This is a genomic window from Amorphus sp. MBR-141, assembly GCF_053628695.1.
Genome location: NZ_JBRJGW010000022.1, coordinates 36,926 through 56,065, shown reverse-complemented (window position 1 = coordinate 56,065; position 19,140 = coordinate 36,926). Strand labels below are relative to the sequence as shown.

Annotated in this window: 18 protein-coding genes; 8 read left to right on the top strand and 10 right to left on the bottom strand. The window is 69.2% G+C overall.

The window, feature by feature from the left end; genetic code table 11:
- The first annotated feature begins 101 nt into the window (after positions 1 to 101).
- The 5 genes from ACSSVZ_RS23025 to ACSSVZ_RS23005 all read left to right on the top strand — a co-directional run bounded on the left by ACSSVZ_RS23025 (position 102) and on the right by ACSSVZ_RS23005 (position 5,215).
- Positions 102 to 1,349 (top strand): hypothetical protein, encoded by a 1,248-nt coding sequence (locus ACSSVZ_RS23025; protein WP_453973144.1) that lies wholly within the window; start codon positions 102 to 104, stop codon positions 1,347 to 1,349.
- A 194-nt stretch (positions 1,350 to 1,543) separates the two neighbouring features.
- Positions 1,544 to 2,146 (top strand): histidine phosphatase family protein, encoded by a 603-nt coding sequence (locus ACSSVZ_RS23020; RefSeq protein ID WP_453973143.1) that lies wholly within the window; start codon positions 1,544 to 1,546, stop codon positions 2,144 to 2,146.
- A 285-nt stretch (positions 2,147 to 2,431) separates the two neighbouring features.
- The gene (gene aroC, locus ACSSVZ_RS23015; protein WP_453973142.1) at positions 2,432 to 3,559 is read left to right on the top strand and encodes a chorismate synthase; all 1,128 of its coding nucleotides are present in this window, start codon (positions 2,432 to 2,434) and stop codon (positions 3,557 to 3,559) included.
- Positions 3,559 to 4,677 carry a 3,4-dihydroxy-2-butanone-4-phosphate synthase gene (ribB, locus tag ACSSVZ_RS23010; protein WP_453973141.1) on the top strand — a complete coding sequence of 373 codons (1,119 nt, stop codon included), beginning with the start codon at positions 3,559 to 3,561 and terminating at the stop codon, positions 4,675 to 4,677. Before aroC ends, ribB begins: the two co-directional genes overlap by 1 nt.
- Positions 4,661 to 5,215, top strand: coding sequence for a hypothetical protein (locus ACSSVZ_RS23005; RefSeq protein WP_453973140.1), 555 nt, complete (start codon positions 4,661 to 4,663; stop codon positions 5,213 to 5,215). Before ribB ends, ACSSVZ_RS23005 begins: the two co-directional genes overlap by 17 nt.
- Positions 5,216 to 5,297: 82 nt before the next feature.
- Here the strand turns inward: ACSSVZ_RS23005 and ACSSVZ_RS23000 are convergent, their stop codons facing one another.
- The 7 genes from ACSSVZ_RS23000 to ACSSVZ_RS22970 all read right to left on the bottom strand — a co-directional run bounded on the left by ACSSVZ_RS23000 (position 5,298) and on the right by ACSSVZ_RS22970 (position 11,266).
- On the bottom strand, positions 5,298 to 5,618 hold the full coding sequence (locus ACSSVZ_RS23000) for a hypothetical protein (protein WP_453973139.1): 321 nt from the start codon (positions 5,616 to 5,618) through the stop codon (positions 5,298 to 5,300).
- A 75-nt stretch (positions 5,619 to 5,693) separates the two neighbouring features.
- Complete coding sequence (locus tag ACSSVZ_RS22995; protein ID WP_453973138.1) at positions 5,694 to 6,770, bottom strand: class I SAM-dependent methyltransferase; 1,077 nt, start codon at positions 6,768 to 6,770, stop codon at positions 5,694 to 5,696.
- 3 nt (positions 6,771 to 6,773) lie between these two features.
- Positions 6,774 to 8,057, bottom strand: a complete 1,284-nt coding sequence (locus ACSSVZ_RS22990; RefSeq protein ID WP_453973137.1) for a class I SAM-dependent RNA methyltransferase — start codon at positions 8,055 to 8,057, stop codon at positions 6,774 to 6,776.
- A complete protein-coding gene (locus ACSSVZ_RS22985) occupies positions 8,054 to 8,827 on the bottom strand; it encodes a TlyA family RNA methyltransferase (RefSeq protein ID WP_453973169.1) in 774 nt (257 codons plus the stop codon). Before ACSSVZ_RS22985 ends, ACSSVZ_RS22990 begins: the two co-directional genes overlap by 4 nt.
- Positions 8,828 to 8,846: 19 nt before the next feature.
- A complete protein-coding gene (locus ACSSVZ_RS22980; RefSeq protein WP_453973136.1) occupies positions 8,847 to 8,981 on the bottom strand; it encodes a hypothetical protein in 135 nt (44 codons plus the stop codon).
- 124 nt (positions 8,982 to 9,105) lie between these two features.
- Positions 9,106 to 9,705 (bottom strand): SCO family protein, encoded by a 600-nt coding sequence (locus ACSSVZ_RS22975; protein ID WP_453973135.1) that lies wholly within the window; start codon positions 9,703 to 9,705, stop codon positions 9,106 to 9,108.
- A gap of 121 nt (positions 9,706 to 9,826) precedes the next feature.
- Positions 9,827 to 11,266, bottom strand: a complete 1,440-nt coding sequence (locus ACSSVZ_RS22970; protein ID WP_453973133.1) for an MFS transporter — start codon at positions 11,264 to 11,266, stop codon at positions 9,827 to 9,829.
- A 354-nt stretch (positions 11,267 to 11,620) separates the two neighbouring features.
- Here ACSSVZ_RS22970 and ACSSVZ_RS22965 point away from each other — a divergent pair, with 354 nt between their 5' ends.
- Together ACSSVZ_RS22965 and dxs are read left to right on the top strand one after the other, a co-directional pair.
- A complete protein-coding gene (locus tag ACSSVZ_RS22965) occupies positions 11,621 to 12,535 on the top strand; it encodes a pirin family protein (protein ID WP_453973132.1) in 915 nt (304 codons plus the stop codon).
- Between the two features lie 261 nt (positions 12,536 to 12,796).
- Positions 12,797 to 14,728 (top strand): 1-deoxy-D-xylulose-5-phosphate synthase, encoded by a 1,932-nt coding sequence (dxs, locus tag ACSSVZ_RS22960; RefSeq protein ID WP_453973130.1) that lies wholly within the window; start codon positions 12,797 to 12,799, stop codon positions 14,726 to 14,728.
- 118 nt (positions 14,729 to 14,846) lie between these two features.
- Here the strand turns inward: dxs and ACSSVZ_RS22955 are convergent, their stop codons facing one another.
- The 3 genes from ACSSVZ_RS22955 to ACSSVZ_RS22945 all read right to left on the bottom strand — a co-directional run bounded on the left by ACSSVZ_RS22955 (position 14,847) and on the right by ACSSVZ_RS22945 (position 17,209).
- A complete protein-coding gene (locus ACSSVZ_RS22955) occupies positions 14,847 to 15,107 on the bottom strand; it encodes an exodeoxyribonuclease VII small subunit (protein ID WP_453973128.1) in 261 nt (86 codons plus the stop codon).
- Positions 15,108 to 15,160: 53 nt separating this feature from the next.
- The gene (locus ACSSVZ_RS22950) at positions 15,161 to 16,087 is read right to left on the bottom strand and encodes a histone deacetylase family protein (protein ID WP_453973126.1); all 927 of its coding nucleotides are present in this window, start codon (positions 16,085 to 16,087) and stop codon (positions 15,161 to 15,163) included.
- Positions 16,088 to 16,189: 102 nt separating this feature from the next.
- Positions 16,190 to 17,209, bottom strand: a complete 1,020-nt coding sequence (locus ACSSVZ_RS22945; RefSeq protein ID WP_453973125.1) for an L-threonylcarbamoyladenylate synthase — start codon at positions 17,207 to 17,209, stop codon at positions 16,190 to 16,192.
- Positions 17,210 to 17,341: 132 nt separating this feature from the next.
- On the opposite strand from ACSSVZ_RS22945, the gene ACSSVZ_RS22940 reads away from it, so the two are divergent.
- Entirely contained in the window at positions 17,342 to 19,138 is a 1,797-nt protein-coding gene (locus tag ACSSVZ_RS22940) for an acyl-CoA dehydrogenase (protein WP_453973124.1), read from the top strand.
- The last annotated feature ends 2 nt before the right edge of the window (positions 19,139 to 19,140 follow it).

Below are 19,140 nucleotides of genomic sequence, written 5' to 3'. Positions count from 1 at the left end.
CGAGGCGGCTCTACGTGCTGATTTTACGGGGCACGAGGCGAGAAATATTGACGCTTCGAAAGAATGAATCAACAAATGTGCTTGGGAATGAGGAGGTAGGGATGAAGTCGCTATTTCTCCTGTCGATGCTGACGTTCCTGTTTTCGCTCCCGGGTGCCGCTGGCTCGGTGGAGCTCGAAAGGGACGGGGAGCGGTTTGAACTTGAGGTCTCGCTCCCTGGCGGAGCGCACTTCGAGAGCGACGGCTTTGATCGGAAATTTCAGGTGGGAGAGGTGCGGGGAAGCCTGAGATTGGCGCAGGACTACTATAGGCATTGCGCAACTCTGGTCGAAGAAAGAACCGCAAACTGGAGTGAGAGGGGTTTCTATCAGATCGCCACCGCTGAGAGTTTCGATCAATGCGTGGTGACACTGAAGAACGCGATAACAGGCGATCGATCGACTTCATTTTACGTGTTCAAGCCGAACTGCAGTTGCTACGCTGCATTGCATTTCCACTATCATATTGATGATGTGGGCGAGTTTTCCCGAATATATGAAGACATAGTGGCCGATGTATCGGGTAACGAACTAGCGCCTTACCAGGCCAGCACCTATGCGCAGAATACAGACCAATGCGTGAGTGGCGACCCGAACTGCGAGTACAGATCCTGCCCGGAAAGGCGAGCAAATCACGAATTCGCCGATCCGGACGAGATCAATTATTGCGGTCTTCCGGTGAGAGAAACGATCGAGGAAGACGTCGAGACTGATTCTTGGCAAGAAGAGATCGAGCGCCTGAACTCCGAAATTCGGGAGATGGAAGAAGAGTTTGCGCAGGCGGAGGCCGAGGCCGAGAGAAGGGAAATGGAGCGACTGGCCGAGGCGGGGCGGACCAGGCTGGTGTTTGAAATCGAGAATGGCGACCCGCATGATCTGCAGGTTTCATTCTATTCTCAATCTCGGAATGCGGCGTGGCCCGGCGGCACGCAGATTTATGTCTTGCCGGCATTGGAAACGAGGGAATTCCCGCTCAAATGCGTGGAAGGTGAGAAGATCTGCTATGGCGTCTGGCGCGAAAACGGGGATCTCACTTACTGGGGCAAGGGAAGGGAGAACAAGCAAGCCTGCAGCAATTGCTGTAGCCTGTGCGGCGCCGGGCTGCACAGTGCGCGGCTCGCCGAGGGACCTGCGCCGCAGTTCGCGCAAGGGGGCAATCATCAGGGCGGAGGCTACGGCGTCGGGAGTGTCTTGAACGACCTGGCGACGGGGCTTGCCATTGGCGTGAGCATCGGGGCCGCGATCAACGCGTCAGGACCGTCTGCGGCTCCGACGGGCCGAGGATACGGAAATAGTGGCGTTTCCGAATGAGATCGAGGCGGCCTTTGGATGAGACCGAGGCAGCCTTTGGCGTTGAACTCCAGGTGTTCTCGGACCACCCTGGTCGTCGGTCCCGAATGCTTGAAGTCTAGGGACTTTCTTCGCAGGGCCTTTCTCAAACCATGACTGCATGCCGCGGATGGGCGGCTGTGTTGGCGAACCGCAAGTGTGGTATTGGGAAATATATGATTCCGCATTCAGTTCGCCTGATTCACATCCGCCACGGGCAGACCGACTGGAACGCCGAGGCGCGGCTCCAGGGCGAGACCGACATCCCCATCAACGCGCTCGGCCGCGAGCAGGCGCGCCGCAACGGCTCGCGGCTGCTCTATTGCCTGACCGGCATGAAGCGGTCTCACGACAGCTTCGACTGGGTGGCCTCGCCGATGGCGCGGGCCCGCGAGACCATGGAGATCGTGCGCACCGAGATGGGCCTCGACCCGGCGGACTATCGCCTCGAGGAGCGGCTCCGCGAGATCGCCTTCGGCAAGTGGCGCGGCCACACCATCGCCGAGCTGAAGCTGGTCGATCCCGATGCGGTGGCCGCCCGGCGCCGCGACAAGTGGGGCTTCCTGCCGCCCGGCGGCGAAAGCTACGCCGACCTGAAGGTCCGCATCGAAGGCTGGCTCGCCGAGATCGACCGCGACACCATCGTGGTCTCCCACGGCGGGGTGTTCCGGGTCCTCAACCACCTGATCGCCGGCACACCCGCCCACGAAGCCCCCGGACTGCCGGTGCCCCAGGACCGCATCGCGGTGTTCCGCGGCGACACCGTCGAGCTTCTCTGAAGCGGACGGGGACAAGCGGGACGTGGCAAGGCGCCAAGCGGTCTGCCTCATCCGGACAAGTCTCCCACGGACGCTGCGCCCGCGCGAGCGCGAGTCCTGGCTCGCCGGCATGAGCGCCAGGAAAGGACCGCCCCCAGCGCACGGCCGCGCGCCGGCCGGAGGCCGTGCCTGCGCGAGTGCGAGCATCAGCTCGCTGGCGTGAGCGCACAGAAAGCGTCGCGCCCGGTTTGACCGGCGGCCCGCACCTATCTAGATGAGGGCTCCAGACACACGGCGATCGGGTTCATGTCCCACAACACCTTCGGTCATCTGTTCCGCGTCACGACCTTCGGCGAGAGCCATGGTCCGGCCCTCGGCTGCGTCGTCGACGGGTGCCCGCCCGGCTTGGAGCTGACGCGCGCCGACATCCAGGCGGCGCTCGATCGTCGTCGTCCCGGCCAGTCGCGCTTCACCACCCAGCGCCGCGAGCCCGACGAGGTCCGCGTGCTGTCGGGCGTGCTGGAGGACGAGGACGGGCGGATGCGGACGCTCGGCACGCCGATCGCGCTCGTCATCGAGAACGTCGACCAGCGCTCCAAGGACTACAGCGCCATTTCAGACCGCTATCGCCCGGGCCACGCCGACTACACCTACGATGCGAAATATGGCCTGCGCGACCCGCGCGGCGGCGGCCGCTCGTCTGCCCGCGAGACCGCGGCCCGGGTGGCCGCCGGGGCGATCGCCCGCAAGGTGCTGGCGGGCGTCACCATCCGCGGCGCGCTGATCCGCATCGGCAGGCACGCGGTCGACCGCGCGCGCTGGGACTGGGACAGCGTCGGCGACAACCCGTTCTTCTGCCCGGACCCCGGCATGGTGCCGGTCTGGACCGACTATCTCGACACCATCCGCAAGAGCGGCTCCTCCATCGGCGCCGTCGTCGAGGTGGTGGCGGAAGGGGTGCCGGCCGGTCTCGGCGCGCCGATCTACGCCAAGCTCGACCAGGAGATCGCCGGGGCGATGATGTCCATCAACGCCGTGAAGGGCGTCGAGATCGGCGCCGGCTTCGGCGCGGCGGAGCTGTCGGGCGAGGAAAACGCCGACGAGATGGTGATGGGCAACGACGGCCGGCCGCGCTTCATGTCGAACAACGCCGGCGGCATCCTCGGCGGCATTTCGTCGGGCCAGCCGGTCGTGGTGCGGTTCGCGGTCAAGCCGACCTCGTCGATCCTGACGCCGCGGCGCTCGGTGACCAGCACCGGCGAGAACGTCGAGGTGTCGACCAAGGGCCGGCACGATCCGTGCGTCGGCATCCGTGCGGTTCCGGTGGGCGAGGCGATGCTCGCCTGCGTGCTGGCCGATCATGTTCTGAGGCACCGCGGACAGGTGGGTCCCGGTGCGGGTGATAGTCTGGGTTCGAGCGAGGCAGTCGGTTGATGACGGAACATTCAAGCCGGGTCGCGGACGCGATCCGGGCGTTCGAGCGGGGCGAGATCGTCGTCGTGACCGACGACAACGACCGCGAGAACGAGGGCGATCTGATCGTCGCGGCAAACCACGCGACGCCGGAGAAGCTCGCCTTCATCGTGCGTCACACCAGCGGCATCGTCTGCGCGCCGATGACCCGCGCCGAGGCCGAGCGGCTCAACCTGGCGCCGATGGTGTCGGACAACAACGCGCCGCTCTCCACCGCCTTCACCGTCTCCATCGACGTGCGCCACGGGCTGACCACCGGCATTTCCGCCGAGGAGCGCTGCAACACCGTCCGCGCGCTCACCAACCCGAACCTCGGCGCCTCCGACTTCGTCCGGCCGGGCCACGTGTTCCCGCTGATCGCCCGCGACGGCGGCGTGCTCATGCGCTCCGGCCACACCGAGGCGGCCGTCGATCTCTGCCGGCTGGCCGGCCTGCCGCCGGTCGGCGTCATCTGCGAACTCGTCAACGACGACGGCACCGTCAAGCGCGGCGAGCAGGTGGCCCGCTTCGCCGACGAGCACGGGCTGAAGACCGTCTCGGTCGCCGACCTGATCGCCTGGCGCCAGCGCACCGAGCGCCTCGTCGAGCGGGTCGGCGAGGTGATGGTCGACACCCCCGTCGGCCCGGCCCAGGCGGTCAGCTACCGCACCCGCTTCGAGCCGGTGCAGCACCTGGCCCTGATCTTCGGCGACATCCGCGACGGCGAGTCGATTCCCGCCCGCCTGCAGCGCGAGACCATCCTCGACGACGTGTTCGGCCGCCACCGCCAGATCGAGGGCGTGCTGGGCCGCATCAAGGAAGCCGGCCGCGGTGTCGTCGTCTATCTCCGCGACGGATCGGTGGGCGTGTCGTCGACCTCGGAGCGGCCGCGCCAGCTGGCGCAGCCGGACGAGGGCCACGACACGGCGAAGAAGCGCGACGAGGAGTGGCGGGAGATCGGCCTCGGCGCCCAGATCCTGCGCGATCTCGGCGTCAGCTCGATCCGCCTTTTGGCCAGCCGCGAGCGTCACTATGTGGGGCTCGACGGCTTCGGCATCACCATCGACGGCACCGAGATCATCGATGACCGCGCCGGATAGCCCCGGACCGGAAGCGGGGCCGGAGCCGGTGCCGCGCTCGTTCGCCGTCGGCTACAACCCGTCGGGCGGCGAGATCTACGTCTATGGCGGCGCCTCGCTGGTGGTCATCGGCTGCATCATCACCGCAGTGCAGGGCCATCCGGCGGCGCTGCTTCTGTCGCTGGTCGGGCTCGGCAGCACGTTCTACTACCGCCCGCTGATGGAGGCGCGGCGCGCCCAGCTCGGCGCCAGCATGCAGGGGCTCTACGTCGAGCGCATCGGCGTCATCGGCTGGCGGGCGATCGCCGACATCGACATGGTCGAGACCTACATCCGCACCATGCGCTTCACGAAGCTGGTGGTGACGCTGTCGATGCCGCTCGACAAGGCCGTCGTGCAGCCGGAGATCGTCACGCCGTGGCGGCGCTACACCAGCAGGAACTGGTCGCTCAAGGGCGACCGGCTGGAGATCAAGCTCGACACGCTGCGCGCCGATCCGGAGGTGGTGCTCCGGCGCGTCAAGGCGCTGCAGAAGATGGCCGCCTCGGTCCAGGCCTGACAGGAAGGGCAGTGGCCATCCGGGCCGGCTCACGCGCCCGAACAGGTCGCGCCAACCTCCTGCGGTCGAAGCGAAATCCGGGTCAGACCGGCGGGTGCTGGCCGGCGCGTTCGGGGGTCGACAGCAGCACCATCTTGGCCTTGTGGCGGTAGGGCCGGGTGCGCCGCAGGGTGACGGCCATCGAGCGATGGGCGCGCGCCTCGATCCATTCCAGCCCGCGGTCGACGCGCGGCTGGCGGGCGCGGATGCGGCGCAGCACGCGCTTGGCCCGCGGGCTCACCGTCAGCAGCAGGAACAGCCCCAGCGCGATCAGCGGCACCCCGGTCGGAAGCGGCGTCCAGACGGTCAGCAGACCGGCAATCAGGCAGACCACAGCCAGACAGGTGATCGCGATCTTGCGCATCCCCGCGTTTCCCGATTCGAGCGCCTCACATACCCTATCAGGTGCCCACACTACGCCGGATTTGTGACCGCCGTGTCACACGCGATCGGCCTGTCGGCGGAACGTCGTGACCTTCGACAGGAACGCGGTTTCGCTCCGCTCCACGGCGAATCCGGCCGCCACGAACGGCGCCTCGAGGTCAGCCACCAGGTAGTTCCGGTAGTAGGGCTCGTGGAACATCTGCGGGAACAGGTCGAGCAGCCCGTCGAAGTCCGGGCGGTCGCCGAACTGCAGCGAATCCACCATCACCACCAGCCCGCCCGGCGCGATCACCCGGGCGAACTCGCGCGCCACCGCGCCGCGCACCTCAGGCGGCAGCTCGTGGAACAGGTAGATCACCGTGGCGAAGTCGGTGGACGCCGCCGCCAGCGGCAGCGCCGCCGCATCGGCGACCGCCACGCCGGTGCGCGGCCGCCGACCGATGGTCGCGCGGGCGTGCGCCGCATAGGCCTCCGACAGCTCGACGCCGAGGGTGGCGAGCCGCGGGAAGGCGCGGTTGACGGTGGCGAGGAACGCGCCGGTGCCGCACGCCACGTCGATGAACGACAGCCCGCGCTGGTCGCGCTTCGCCAGCTCCTCGGCGATCGGCACCAGCGCCTGCCGGCGCATCGCCGCCGCCGCCCCCAGGAACAGCGTCTCCACCTGGGTGTCGTAGATCCTGGCCGAGCGGTCGCTCATCCAGCCGTCGGTCTGGAAATGGAAGTTCTGCAGGTAGTAGTCGGGCCGCGGCGCGGCGTCGCCGTCGAGCTCGCGGTGGCTCAGGCTGTGGCGCCGCCGCACCACCTCCGGCAGGTCGTCGAAATAGAGCCGCGCCCGCTTGACCGCCGCCGCGATGCCGCCGCGCTCGTCCCGGGGCATCGGGTAGAGCCCCGCCTCGACGTTGCGCATGTCGCGCACCATCAGCCGCTGCACGTCCTCGAACAGGGCGGCGCGGCTCGGCACCGGCCGCTCGGTGCGGGCCCGCTTGCGCTGCGCGTCGAGGATCTTCCGCTCCATCCGCGAGACCAGGCGCGACGACAGCATGCCCTGGGTTCCGTACCAGCCGACGCGCGCCCCCTGGGCGAGGGCGAAGCGCGCCCGGGTCGACAGGCGTTCAAACGACGTCGGCGCCATCGATCATCTCCTGGTGAGGACAGCCACCACCTCGATATGGGGCGCGTAGAGGAACTGGTCCACCGGCACGACGCGCTCGATCGCGTAGCCGCCGTCGATGAGGATCCGAAGGTCGCGGGCCAGCGTCGCCGGGTTGCAGGAGACGGCCACCACGGTGGGGATCTTCGATTTGGCGATCTCGGCCGCCTGGTCGCCGGCGCCGGCCCGCGGCGGATCGAACACCAGCCCGTCGAAGCGGTCGAGCTCCTTGGCGGAGACCGGGAAGGTGAACAGGTCGCGCGCTTCGCCCTTCAGCGCCTTCAGCCCGTCGGTGTGGTTGGACGCCTCGACGCAGGCGGCGAGCAGCGCCCGGTCGGATTCCACCGCCAGCACGGACGCCGTCTCGGCCAGGCGCAGCGCGAAGGTGCCGGCGCCGGAGAACAGGTCGATCACGCGCTTGGCGCCGGAAAGCGCCTCGACCACCAGCCCGGCCAGCGCCGCCTCGGCCTCTGCGGTCGCCTGCAGGAAGCCGCCCGGCGGCAGCGCCACCCGGGCCCGGCCGATCCGCACCACGGGGTCGGCCAGCCCCAGCACGGCCCTGCCGTCGAGGCTGACGCGGGCGATCCGGCCGCGCTGCATGATCTCCGCCAGCGCCGCGAATCGCGCCGCGTCTGGCTCCGGGCCGTCCTCGATCGCCACGTCGACGCCGGTGTCGGTCTCCGTCACCGTCATCCGCAGCGGGCCCTTCTTCGGCGCCATCATCCGCGCGATGTCGCGGAACGCCGGGAACCGCTCCACCAGCCCCGGCGTCAGCACCAGGCAGCTGTCGATGTCGATGATCGCGTGGGAGGCCCGCGCGTGGTAGCCGAGATGGACGGTGCGGCCGAGCGGCAGCGCCGTCAGCACCGCCCGCCGGCGGGTGCCCGGCGCGGCCGGCACGATCGGCGCCACCGGCGCGTCGATGCCGCGCGCTGACAGCGCTGCGACGACCAGCTCGCGCTTCCAGGCGAGATACGGGTCGGTGGCCAGATGCTGCACGGCGCAGCCGCCGCAGGTGCCGAAATAGGGGCAGGGCGCCTCCACCCGGTCGGGCGAGGCCACGTCCACCGCGACCAGCTCGGCCTGGGCGCCGGTGGCGCGCACCTGCACGGTCTCGCCGGCAAGCGTCCGCGGCACGTAGATCGCGGGCTGGGTGTCGGCGATGCCGTCGCCCTTGTGGCCGAGCTCGCGGATGCGCACCGTCAGGTCGCGGGCGGCGGGGGCGGGGCGCTGCGGGCGTCCGCCGGTGCGGCGGCGCTGCGGCTTCATCGGCCGTCCGCCCGGGCTGCGAGCAGGTATTCCTGGTTGCCGTCGCCGCCGGCGATCGGCGAGGCGATCAGCCCCCGCACCGTCCAGCCCGGCGTCGCGTCCACGAATCGGCGCACGCGCTCGAGTGCTTCTTCGACCAATGGTGTCTCCCGGACGATGCCGCCCTTGCCGATGCCCTCGCGACCGACTTCGAACTGGGGTTTGACGAGGGCGACGAGGTCCGCCCCCGGTGCGGCGAGAGCCAGTGCCGGCGGCAGCGCCAGAAGCAGGGAAATGAAGCTCAGGTCGGCGACGATCAGCGACGGCGCGACCGCCAGGTGCGCCGCCGCAAGCTCGCGCACGTTCAGCCCCTCGATGGAGCGGACCCGCGGATCGGCCGCGACCTCCTCGGCAAGCTGCCCGTGGCCGACGTCGATCGCGGTGACCGAGCGTGCGCCGCGCTCCAGCAGCACCTGGGTGAAGCCGCCGGTGGACGCGCCGAGATCGGCGGCGTCCCGTTCCGAAGGATCGACCTCGAAGGCGTCGAGGGCTGCCGCCAGCTTCAGCGCGCTGCGCGACACGTAGCGGGCGGCGGGATCGGCGATCTCGATCGCCTGGCCGGGCCGCACCCGGACGCTCGGTCGCGCCGCCGGCGCGCCGTCGATGCGCACGGTCCCGCGCAGCACGGCATCGCGGGCCGCCGCGCGCGAGCGCACCAGGCCCCGCTCGGCCAGCGCCTGGTCGAGGCGGATCGCGCCCCCTGTCGCCGGGGCCTCCGTCTGGTCGTCGATGTCGGTCAACCGTCGCGCCTCAGAAACAGCCGGCCAGCGAAGCGAGCATCTGGTTCACGAACATCCCTTCGCCGTAGCGCAGCCAGAGGACCGAGCCGATGACGAGGAGCGAAACGCAGACCAGTGTTGTGCCGATCACGGCGGGCCAGGTCATGTGAGACCGCTTCGAATGGGGCGCCGACCTGCGCGGCGCCGCTAAAGGTATCCGTCTGGGGCCGCTTCCAGCCAGCCGGGTGATTCCACCCGGTCGGCACAGCCGTCGGCCCAGACTATCAGTCTCAGCTCCCGGCGACGAGCCGTTCCAGCTTGGCGACCGCGTTCTCCTGGGATTCCTGGTAGTTGATGGTGCCCTTGAAGTCGCCGTCCTTGCCGAACAGCATCACCGCGGCCGAGTGGTCCATCGTGTAGTCGCCATCCTCCAGGGGCACCTTCTTGGCGTAGACCCGGTACTTGGAGATGATGTCGTCCACCTGCGCGCGGCTGCCGGTGAGGCCGACGATGCGGGGATCGAACGACGACAGGTAGCTCTTCATCTGCTCCGGCGTGTCGCGTTCCGGATCGACCGTCACGAAGACGATGGTGAGGTCGTCGGCCTTGTCGCCGAGCGCGTCGAGCCAGCCACCCGCCTCGTACAGCGTCGTCGGGCACACGTCCGGGCAGAAGGTGAAGCCGAAGAACATCGCCGTCGGCTTGTCGGAGAAGGTGGCTTCCGTCACCCGGTCGCCGTCGGTGTCGACGAGCTCGAACGGGCCGCCGATCGACGACAACGCCTTGTTTTCTCCGCCGAGTTCGCCGGTGTACCACGCGAGCGAGGCGACCGCGGCGGCGATCGCCACGACGGCGACCAGTCCCCAGGCGACGTACCGAAACAGTCTCATTGCTTCCATCCCGCAAGTCGTTTGCCACACACATAGACCGACCATGCGTGCGCGAAAGGGGAAACGCCGGTGGCCAAGGGTCGCAGGCAGGTCCGCCGGCCGGCAGGCCGGGGCCGGCTGGTCACCGGTTGTTCTCCGACAGCGCGCCGCCGCTGCCGCGGTTCACCTCGTCGTCCAGTGCGTCGAGCGCATCCTCCCGCTCGCCGGTGGGCGCCAGGATCATGTCGTCGTAGTCGGTCTCGGTGTCGGTGACGGGGAAGCCCGCCGCCTCCACCAGGTTGTCGAACTCGTGCTCGCTCGTCGGCGGCGTGTCCGGGGTCTCCATCATCGGATGGCTCTCGTCCACGGGTTCAGGCGTGATGGCGCCGCCAACCGGTGCGGTCGAGTAGATGTCGAAGTCGGTCTTCTCTTCGGTGGTGAGCGCCTTGCGCACGCGGATGCGGACGATGATGAAGGACGCCAGCGCGATCTGGACGAGCGCGCAATACAGGAACAGGCCGCCGGACCCCGACGCCTTCATCGCCAGCGAGGCGACCAGCGGCCCGAGGACGGAACCGACGCCATAGAGCAGCAGGACGGTGGCCGACGTTTCCACCATGTCCTCCTGCTTGGTCGCATCGAAGGCATGGGCGGCCGCCAGCGAATAGCCGGGAAACGCGAACGCGCCGAACACGAAGCCGATGATCGCGATGGTGCTCCAGTCGGGCGACGTGGTCTGCCACAGCGCCAGCGCGGCGACGACCGAGGACAGCATCGCGCCCACCATGACGAGGCGCCGGTCGTAGAAGTCGGACAGTCGGCCCAGCGGATACTGGCCGATGGCGCCGCCGATGAAGCACATGCTCATGAACACGGCCGCCTCGCCGGCGCTGAAGCCGCGGGAGGTCGCGAAGATGGGTCCGAAGCCCCAGATCGCGCCCAGGATGAAGCCGCTGCCGGTGGCGCCCACGACGGCCGCCGGCGTCGCGTTGAACAGCTGCCGCGGCCGGAAGCGCACGACGGCGATCGGCGCCGGCTGGCCGGCATTGGTGAGCGCGATCGGCACGGCCGCCAGCGACAGCAGGATCGAGGCGAGGGCGAACTGGCCGAAGTCGGTGATCGGGAACAGCGTCACCGCGAGCTGGCCCAGCATGATCGTGCCGAAGCTGACCAGCACGTAGGCCGACATCACCTGGCCGCGCGTCGTGTTGGTCGCCTTGTCGTTCAGCCAGCTCTCGATGATGATGAACTGGCAGGCCGTGCAGAACCCGAACAGCAGGCGGAACAGGCTCCAGCTGGCGGGCGAGACGGCCAGCGGGAAGGCGAGCGCGGCCGCCGATCCGATGGCGACCATCGCCGCGAACGCGCGGATGTGTCCCGACCGCAGGATGACGAAGGGGCCGAAGATGCAGCCGCCCACGAAGCCCATGTAGAAGGCGGATCCGAGCAGGCCGAGCGAGATTGCCCCGAACCCTTCGGCCTCGCCGCGCAGCGGCAGCACGGTCGACTGCAGCCCGTAGCCCGCCAGCATGAAGGCGGTGCCGATCAGGACCGCGGCTATGGGCGCCAGCGCTTTCAGCATGCGGCCACCTTGGTGTTCGCCGGGATATGCCGATCGAGACCGGCGGCGGTGAAACGGACACGGACGGGCGTTGGTGCGCCGATCCTCGCAGGTCGGCACGTGCCGTAAAGGGCGAAGCGGACGAAACCGTGGAGGCGGCGTGACGAGACGTGCGACGCCGACCTTCTTGCGCTCTTGCCTTAACCCCAGCCGTCACGGCTGTGCAATGCATGATTCCGTGTCCGGCCGGGCGCTGGGCGAGGATCGGAACGGCAGGCCTGGACGGGATCTGCCAGACGCCTGTCAAAAGCGGATGCGGAGTTCTAGAATTCCTCGAAGCGATGACAGATCCCCGCCCGGCATCCGGAGGACAGCATGAGTTGGCAGCCAAGCGAACCCCCGGCGGCGGTGGACGAGGACGGCCTGCCGGTCGATCTGGTGGTCGTTCCCCGGGCCCACGACATCGGCGGCCTGGAAGTGCGCCGCGCACTGCCCACGGCCCGGCGCCGGATGGTCGGTCCGTTCATCTTCTTCGACCAGATGGGCCCGGCCGAGATGCCGGTGGGCGAGGGGCTCGACGTCCGCCCCCATCCCCACATCGGGCTGGCGACGGTGACCTACCTGTTCGAGGGGGAGATCATGCACCGCGACAGCCTGGGCACGGTCCAGGCGATCCGCCCGGGCGAAGTGAACTGGATGACGGCGGGCCGGGGCATCGCCCATTCGGAACGGTCGCCGGCCGAGGAGCGCGCCCGGGGCCCGAACATGCTGGGCCTCCAGCTGTGGGTGGCGCTCCCGAAGGACGCCGAGGAAATCGACCCGGAATTCTTCCACTACGACGGCGCCGCGCTGCCGACGCTGGAGGAGGCCGGCAAGCGCGTCCGGGTGATGATCGGCTCGGCGTACGGCCAGTCGTCGGCGGTGAAGACCTATTCCGACACGCTCTATGCCGATGCGGTGCTGGAAACCGGGGCGCGGCTGCCCCTCGACGTCGGCCATGAGGAGCGGGCCATCTATCTGATGTCCGGTGCCGTCGAGATCGCCGGCGAGCGCTACGAGTCCGGACGGCTGATCGTCTTCCATCCCCGGCATGCGGCGACGCTGGTTGCGCTCGAGCCGACGCGGCTCGTCATCGTCGGGGGTGCGACGATGGACGGACCACGCCATATCTGGTGGAACTTCGTCTCGTCTTCGAAGGAACGGATCGAGGATGCGAAGGCCGACTGGAAGGCCGGACGGTTTGCCGCGGTGCCCGGGGAGCACGAACTGATACCGCTACCGGAGCGGTGAAGGGCTCCGACTGAACGCTGACGCGCGCTTTGCGTTTGGTGTAGGGAAGGGGCCGTCGCAAAGCCCGATCATGTCGACGCCTTGGAGCGGTCCGGTTCGCATGCTACCGCCCGTTGGCGCCACATGGCTCGGGATGAACGGCCGGGCACCTGACTGTCGGTCGGATCCCTCCGGTCCGATGGAAGATTGCCTGGATATACGCGGTGTCGGCCGGGCGACGCGCCGCACGCAACGAGATGTTTGACGAGAGGACGGCACAGCTTGACCGAGGAACGCGAGCCGACATCCCGGACGCCGCTGCTGGACCAGATCCGCACGCCGGCCGATCTGCGGCGGCTGTCCGAGACGGACCTGAAGCAGATCGCCGATGAACTCCGCACGGAGACCATCGATGCCGTCTCGGTGACCGGTGGCCATCTCGGCGCCGGGCTGGGCGTGGTCGAACTGACGGTCGCGCTGCATCACGTCTTCGACACGCCCCGCGACAAGGTCATCTGGGACGTCGGTCACCAGTGCTATCCGCACAAGATCCTCACCGGCCGGCGCGATCGCATCCGCACCCTGCGCCAGTTGGACGGCCTGTCGGGCTTCACCAAGCGGGCCGAGTCCGAGTTCGATCCGTTCGGCGCCGCCCACTCGTCGACCTCGATTTCGGCCGGGCTCGGCTTCGCGGTGGCGCGCGACCTGCTCGGCGAGAAGCACAACGTCGTGTCGGTGATCGGCGACGGCGCCATGTCGGCCGGCATGGCCTACGAGGCGATGAACAACGCCGGCGCGATGGACGAGCGGCTGATCGTCATCCTCAACGACAACGATATGTCGATCGCCCCGCCGGTCGGCGCCATGAGCGCCTATCTGGCGCGGCTGACGTCGGGCGAGGCCTACGTCTCCATGCGCGAGGCGGTGAAGGGGCTGGTCAGCCACCTGCCGCGCTTCGTCGAGCGCGGCGCGGCTCGGGCCGAGGAGTTCGCCCGCGGCTTCGCCATGGGCGGCACGCTGTTCGAGGAGCTCGGCTTCTACTATGTCGGCCCGATCGACGGCCACAACCTGAACCATCTGCTGCCCGTCCTGAAGAACGTCCGGGACGCCCGGCGCGGGCCCATTCTCGTTCACGTCGTCACCCAGAAGGGCAAGGGCTACGGCCCCGCCGAGGGGTCGTCGGACAAGTATCACGGCGTCTCCAAGTTCGACGTCGTCACCGGCCAGCAGGCGAAGGCGGTCTCCAACGCCCCCAGCTACACCAAGGTGTTCGGCCAGAGCCTGATCGACGAGGCCCGCAAGGACGAGCGCATCGTCGCGGTGACCGCCGCCATGCCGTCCGGCACCGGCATCGACCTGTTCCAGGAGGTGTTCCCGAGCCGCACGTTCGACGTCGGCATCGCCGAGCAGCACGGCGTCACCTTCGCCGCCGGTCTGGCGGCCGGCGGCATGAAGCCGTTCACCGCGATCTACTCGACCTTCCTGCAGCGCGCCTACGACCAGATCGTCCACGACGTGGCGATCCAGAAGCTGCCGGTCCGCTTCGCCATCGACCGCGCCGGCTTCGTCGGCGCCGACGGCCCGACCCATGCCGGCTCCTTCGACATCGCCTATCTCGCCTGCCTGCCCGGCATGACGGTGATGGCGGCGGCCGACGAGGCGGAGCTGCGCCACATGGTGGCGACCGCCGCCGCCCACGACGACGGACCGATCGCCTTCCGCTATCCGCGCGGCGAGGGCGTCGGCGTGGAGATGCCCGAGGTCGGCGTGCCGCTCGAGATCGGCAAGGGACGGGTTCTGCGCGAGGGCACGACGGTCGCCCTGCTGTCGTTCGGCACCCGCCTCGCCGCCGCCCTGCAGGCCGCCGAGGAGCTCGAATCCCACGGCGTGTCCGCCACTGTCGCCGACGCCCGCTTCGCCAAGCCCCTCGACGCCGACCTGATTCGCCGCCTCGCCCGCGAGCACCAGATCCTGGTGACGCTCGAGGAAGGGTCGATCGGCGGCTTTGGCAGCCACGTGCTGACCTTCCTCGCCGGCGAGGGCCTGCTCGACCACGGCCTGCGGGTGCGCCCGCTGGTGATGCCGGACACGTTCGTCGATCAGGACAAGCCGGAGCGGATGTATGCGTTGGCCGGCCTCGATGCGGCCGGAATCGTGCGCACGGTGTTCGACGCGCTCGGGCGCGACCGGATTGCGCAGGCCCAACGCGCGTAATCGCGCACGAAAACCCCTGAATCGCGCAGTTTGAGCCACAGTGCGCAGGTTTGCTGCGCACTGCCCTGAAGTGCGGCGTAAGTCTTTCTGTTACAAAGCGTTTCTGGAGTGCGCAGCGTCAGGTCGGGTCGAAGGACTCGGTTCCGCCGGCGACGCCGTCGGCGCGCGCCTGGATCTTCTCCACGCGCAGCTCGGCGCGCTTCAGCAGCGCCTCGCAGTGGTTCTTCAGCGCCTCGCCGCGCTCGTAGATGGCGATCGACTTCTCCAGCGGCACCTCGCCCTGTTCCAGCTCGCCGACGATCTTCTCCAGCTCCGCCAGCGCCTGCTCGAAGCTGAGGGCGGCGATGTCGTCGGGAATGGGGGACGCGTTTGCGGTCACGCAGGGCCTCGTCTGGCTGAAATTATGAGGGTGGCGGGCAATATCCGCCCGCCTCAGGCGTCCATCAACGCCATCACATGGGCCGCGGTGGATCGCGCCAGCCCCTCCAGATCGTAACCGCCTTCGAGCACCGAAACCACCCGGCCGTGGCAGTATTGATCGGCGATCTCCATCAGGTGGTAGGTGATCCACGAGAAATCCGCCTCGACCAGCATCAGCTCGGCCAGGGGGTCGCGCACATGGGCGTCGAAGCCAGCGGACATGATCACAAGATCCGGGCGGAAGTCCTTGAGCGAATTGAGGATACGGCTGCGCATCGCATCCTTGAACACCTCACCGTCGGCCCCCGCCGACAGGGGGGCGTTGAAGATGTTGCCGGCGCCGGTCTCCTTCTGCGCGCCGGTGCCCGGATAGAGCGGCATCTGGTGGGTGGACCCGTAGAAGACCGACGGGTCGTCCCAGAAGATGTCCTGGGTGCCGTTGCCGTGGTGGACGTCAAAGTCGACGATCGCCACCCGCTCCGCGCCGTGCGCCGCCTGGGCATGCCGGGCCGCGATGGCGGCGTTGTTGAAGAAGCAGAAGCCCATCGCGGTCGCCCGCTCGGCATGGTGTCCCGGCGGGCGGCTGGCGCAGAAGGCGTTGGACACCCGCCCGGTCATCACCTCGTCCACGGCGGTGCAGGCCGCGCCTGCGCCCAGCAGGGCCGCGTCCAGCGTTCCGGCCGACATGGTCGTGTCGGCGTCGAGGCGGGCGAAGCCGGTTTCCGGCGCCGTGGCGCGGATATGCTGGATGTAGGAGGTGGGGTGGCAGCGGGCGATCTGCTCGTCGTTGGCCGGCGTCGCGAGGTCGCGCTCGAGCTGCTGGAAGCGCTCGTGCTCGAGAATCCGGTCGATGGCCCTGAGACGGTCGGGGCGTTCCGGATGACCTTCGGGGGTCAGATGCTCGAGGAATTTCGGATGGTGCAGAAGGAGGGTTGGCACAGAACGCTGTCCGTTTTTTGTTTGACGCCGATCAGACGCCGCCGCGCCGGACTTTGTCAATCAACGGTCGTGGACGAATTGTCGAACGGATCCGGCGAGGGGTCATGGTCGGGGGGCTGCCGCGCGCGCCAGGCGGTCGCGAATGGCCTCGCCGATGCCGGTGCGGGGTATCGGTGCCACCGCGATGGTGGTGGCCCCCGAGCCGTCGAGGCGTCGCAGCGCCGCGAACAGGGCGGCAGCTGCCTCGTTCAAGTCACCGGCCGCGCTGAGGTTTTCGAGCGCGACGGCATGGTCCGCACCCGCCGGCAGGGACGGTCCGAAGGCGAGACAGGCCTCGCCGGGCCGCACGTCGGCCGCATCGAGGCGGACCGCCGCGCGCGGCGCGTAGTGGGAGGCCAGCAGGCCCGGCGCGACCGGCGCCTCGCCTGCGTTGGCGGGCGGGGCCGCCAGCCCGGCGCCGAGCACGCGCTCGATCTCGGCGCGGTCGAGGCCGCCGGGCCGCAGCAGCCGCGCGGCCGGGCCGGTGAGGTCGACGATGGTCGATTCGACGCCGATGGCGCACGGCCCGGCATCCAGCACCACGGAGACCGCCGCGCCCAGGTCTTCCACCACGGCCTCGGCCGTCGTCGTGCTGATCCGGCCGGACCGGTTGGCGCTGGGCGCGACGATCGGACGGCCGAGGGCGGCGGCAAGCGCCTGCATCAGCGGCGCGGCGGGGACGCGAAGCGCCAGGCTCGGCAGGCCGGCGCTGGCGGATGCAGCCACGCTGCAGCCTGCGCTGCGCGGCACGACGAGCGTCATCGGTCCCGGCCAGAACGCATCGGCCAGCCGCAGGCCGCGATCGTCGAAATCGCCCTCGCGCGCGGCTGCGGTCAGATCGGCCACATGAGCGATCAAGGGATTGATGGCGGGGCGGCCCTTTGCCGCGTAGAGCCGCGCGATGGCGTCCGGATTGGTCGCGTCGCAGGCCAGCCCGTAGACGGTTTCGGTGGGGACCGCGACCAGTTCCCCGCGCGCCAGCGCGTCGAGGGCCGCGGCGAAGGCGGCCGGGTCGTCCTCGGGCCGTGCCATCCGGGCGACGCGGGGCGGCTTGTCCGGTTTGGTGGTCGCATCTCCAGCCATTGACGGCACGCGGCGGCTTTCTACTGTGAGGTGAAGACGGCCACGCCGGCATGCGCCGAACGTTGCCCACGCAAATTGCCCGCGCCGCCTCCGGCAATCCGGACAACGGCACTCGGGGACAGGGAGAACCTTATGGCCTACCGGGCACCCGTAGACGAGATCGCATTTACGCTCAAATCGGTGGCAGGCGTCGACCGGCTGCTGGCCGACGGCCTGTTTCCCGACCTGAGCGGGGATCTGGTCGACGCGATCCTGACGGAGGCCGGAAAGTTCGCCACCGACCAGATCGCGCCGCTGAACGTCGTCGGCGACCGCCACGGGACGCCGATGCGCGACGGGCAGGTGACGATGCCGCCCGGCTGGAGCCAGGTCTACGACCAGTGGGTCGCGGGTGGCTGGCCGTCGCTCACGGGACCGGAAGCGTTCGGCGGGCAGGCGCTGCCGAAGGCGCTCTATGCTGCCATCGTGGAAATGTGGAACCAGGCGTCGCCGGCCTTCGCCATCGGCCCGATCCTGACGGCCGGCGCCATCGAGGCGGTCGAGTCCCATGCCTCGGAGGATCTCAAGGCCCGCTTCCTGGAGCCGCTGGTGACCGGTCGCTGGGCCGGCACGATGAACCTGACCGAGCCGCAGGCGGGTTCCGATGTGGGCGCACTGCGCACGCGCGCAGAGCCCGCCAATGACGGCACCTACCGGATCTTCGGCCAGAAGATCTACATCACCTACGGCGACCACGACCTGACGGAGAACATCATCCATCTGGTGCTGGCGCGGCTGCCCGATGCGCCCGAAGGCACGCGCGGCATCTCGCTGTTCCTGGTGCCGAAGATCATGGTGGCCGAGGACGGGACGCTGGGTGCGGCGAACGACGTGGTCTGCCGCGCCATCGAGCACAAGCTCGGCATCCACGGTTCGCCGACCTGTACCATGGGCTACGGCGACCGGGGCGAGGGCGCGGTCGGCTACCTGATCGGCGAGGAGAACCGCGGCCTCGCCTGCATGTTCACGATGATGAACAACGCCCGTCTGGCGGTCGGTCTGCAGGGGGTGGGCGTCGCCGAGCGGGCCTTGCAGCAGGCCGCGGCCTATGCCGCCGAGCGCACCCAGGGCCGCGCCCCCGGCGCCCAGGGCGACGGCATGTCGCCGATCATCGAGCACCCCGACGTGAAGCGGATGCTGCTCACCATGCGCGGCCTCACCGAGGCCGCGCGCGCCATCGCCTATTCCTGTGCCGTCGCCATCGACCGGGCCGAAACGATGACGGGCGACGAGGCCCGCTTCTGGCAGGCGCGGGCCGACATCCTCACGCCCATCGCCAAGGCGTTCTCGACCGACATTGGCGTCGAGGTGGCCTCGCTGGGCGTCCAGGTGCATGGCGGTATGGGCTATGTCGAGGAAACGGGGGCGGCGCAGTTCCTGCGGGATGCCCGCATCTTTCCGATCTACGAGGGTACCAACGGGATCCAGGCGATCGATCTGGTCATGCGCAAGCTGCCGATCGGCGACGGGGCGGCCTTTGCCGCTTGGATCTCCGACCTGAAGACGGATGCCGAGCGCGTCCGCGCCACCAACGAGCCGGCGCTCAGTGCGGTCGGCGGAAGGCTCGACGAGGCGATCGCGGACATGGAGGCAGCGGCAGTCTGGCTGGCCGAGGCGCGGAGCCAGGGCCGGGTGGCCGAGGCGTTGGCGGGGGCGACGCCCTTCCTGCGGCTGTGCGGGCTCACCGCCGGCGCCGTTGCGCTGGCGAAGGGAGCGCTCCTGTCCAGCCAGGATCCGGCGATCGCATCGTCGTCCGCGAGCGACCGAAGGGCGCTCGTCGCGCGCTATTTCGCAGCCAATCCGTTGACGGCGACCGCCAGCCTGCGCCGGGAAGTGGAGGAGGGCGGCGACGTGATCGCCGCCGCCGCGCCGGTGCTGCTGGCGTCCTGACC

Coding starts and splice junctions, on each gene's coding strand:
- ACSSVZ_RS23025 (WP_453973144.1), top strand. CDS start 102: ATGAAGTCGCTATTTCTCCTGTCGATGCTGACGTTCCTGTTTTCGCTC.
- ACSSVZ_RS23020 (WP_453973143.1), top strand. CDS start 1,544: ATGATTCCGCATTCAGTTCGCCTGATTCACATCCGCCACGGGCAGACC.
- aroC (WP_453973142.1), top strand. CDS start 2,432: ATGTCCCACAACACCTTCGGTCATCTGTTCCGCGTCACGACCTTCGGC.
- ribB (WP_453973141.1), top strand. CDS start 3,559: ATGACGGAACATTCAAGCCGGGTCGCGGACGCGATCCGGGCGTTCGAG.
- ACSSVZ_RS23005 (WP_453973140.1), top strand. CDS start 4,661: ATGACCGCGCCGGATAGCCCCGGACCGGAAGCGGGGCCGGAGCCGGTG.
- ACSSVZ_RS23000 (WP_453973139.1), bottom strand. CDS start 5,618: ATGCGCAAGATCGCGATCACCTGTCTGGCTGTGGTCTGCCTGATTGCC.
- ACSSVZ_RS22995 (WP_453973138.1), bottom strand. CDS start 6,770: ATGGCGCCGACGTCGTTTGAACGCCTGTCGACCCGGGCGCGCTTCGCC.
- ACSSVZ_RS22990 (WP_453973137.1), bottom strand. CDS start 8,057: ATGAAGCCGCAGCGCCGCCGCACCGGCGGACGCCCGCAGCGCCCCGCC.
- ACSSVZ_RS22980 (WP_453973136.1), bottom strand. CDS start 8,981: ATGACCTGGCCCGCCGTGATCGGCACAACACTGGTCTGCGTTTCGCTC.
- ACSSVZ_RS22975 (WP_453973135.1), bottom strand. CDS start 9,705: ATGAGACTGTTTCGGTACGTCGCCTGGGGACTGGTCGCCGTCGTGGCG.
- ACSSVZ_RS22970 (WP_453973133.1), bottom strand. CDS start 11,266: ATGCTGAAAGCGCTGGCGCCCATAGCCGCGGTCCTGATCGGCACCGCC.
- ACSSVZ_RS22965 (WP_453973132.1), top strand. CDS start 11,621: ATGAGTTGGCAGCCAAGCGAACCCCCGGCGGCGGTGGACGAGGACGGC.
- ACSSVZ_RS22945 (WP_453973125.1), bottom strand. CDS start 17,209: ATGGCTGGAGATGCGACCACCAAACCGGACAAGCCGCCCCGCGTCGCC.
- ACSSVZ_RS22940 (WP_453973124.1), top strand. CDS start 17,342: ATGGCCTACCGGGCACCCGTAGACGAGATCGCATTTACGCTCAAATCG.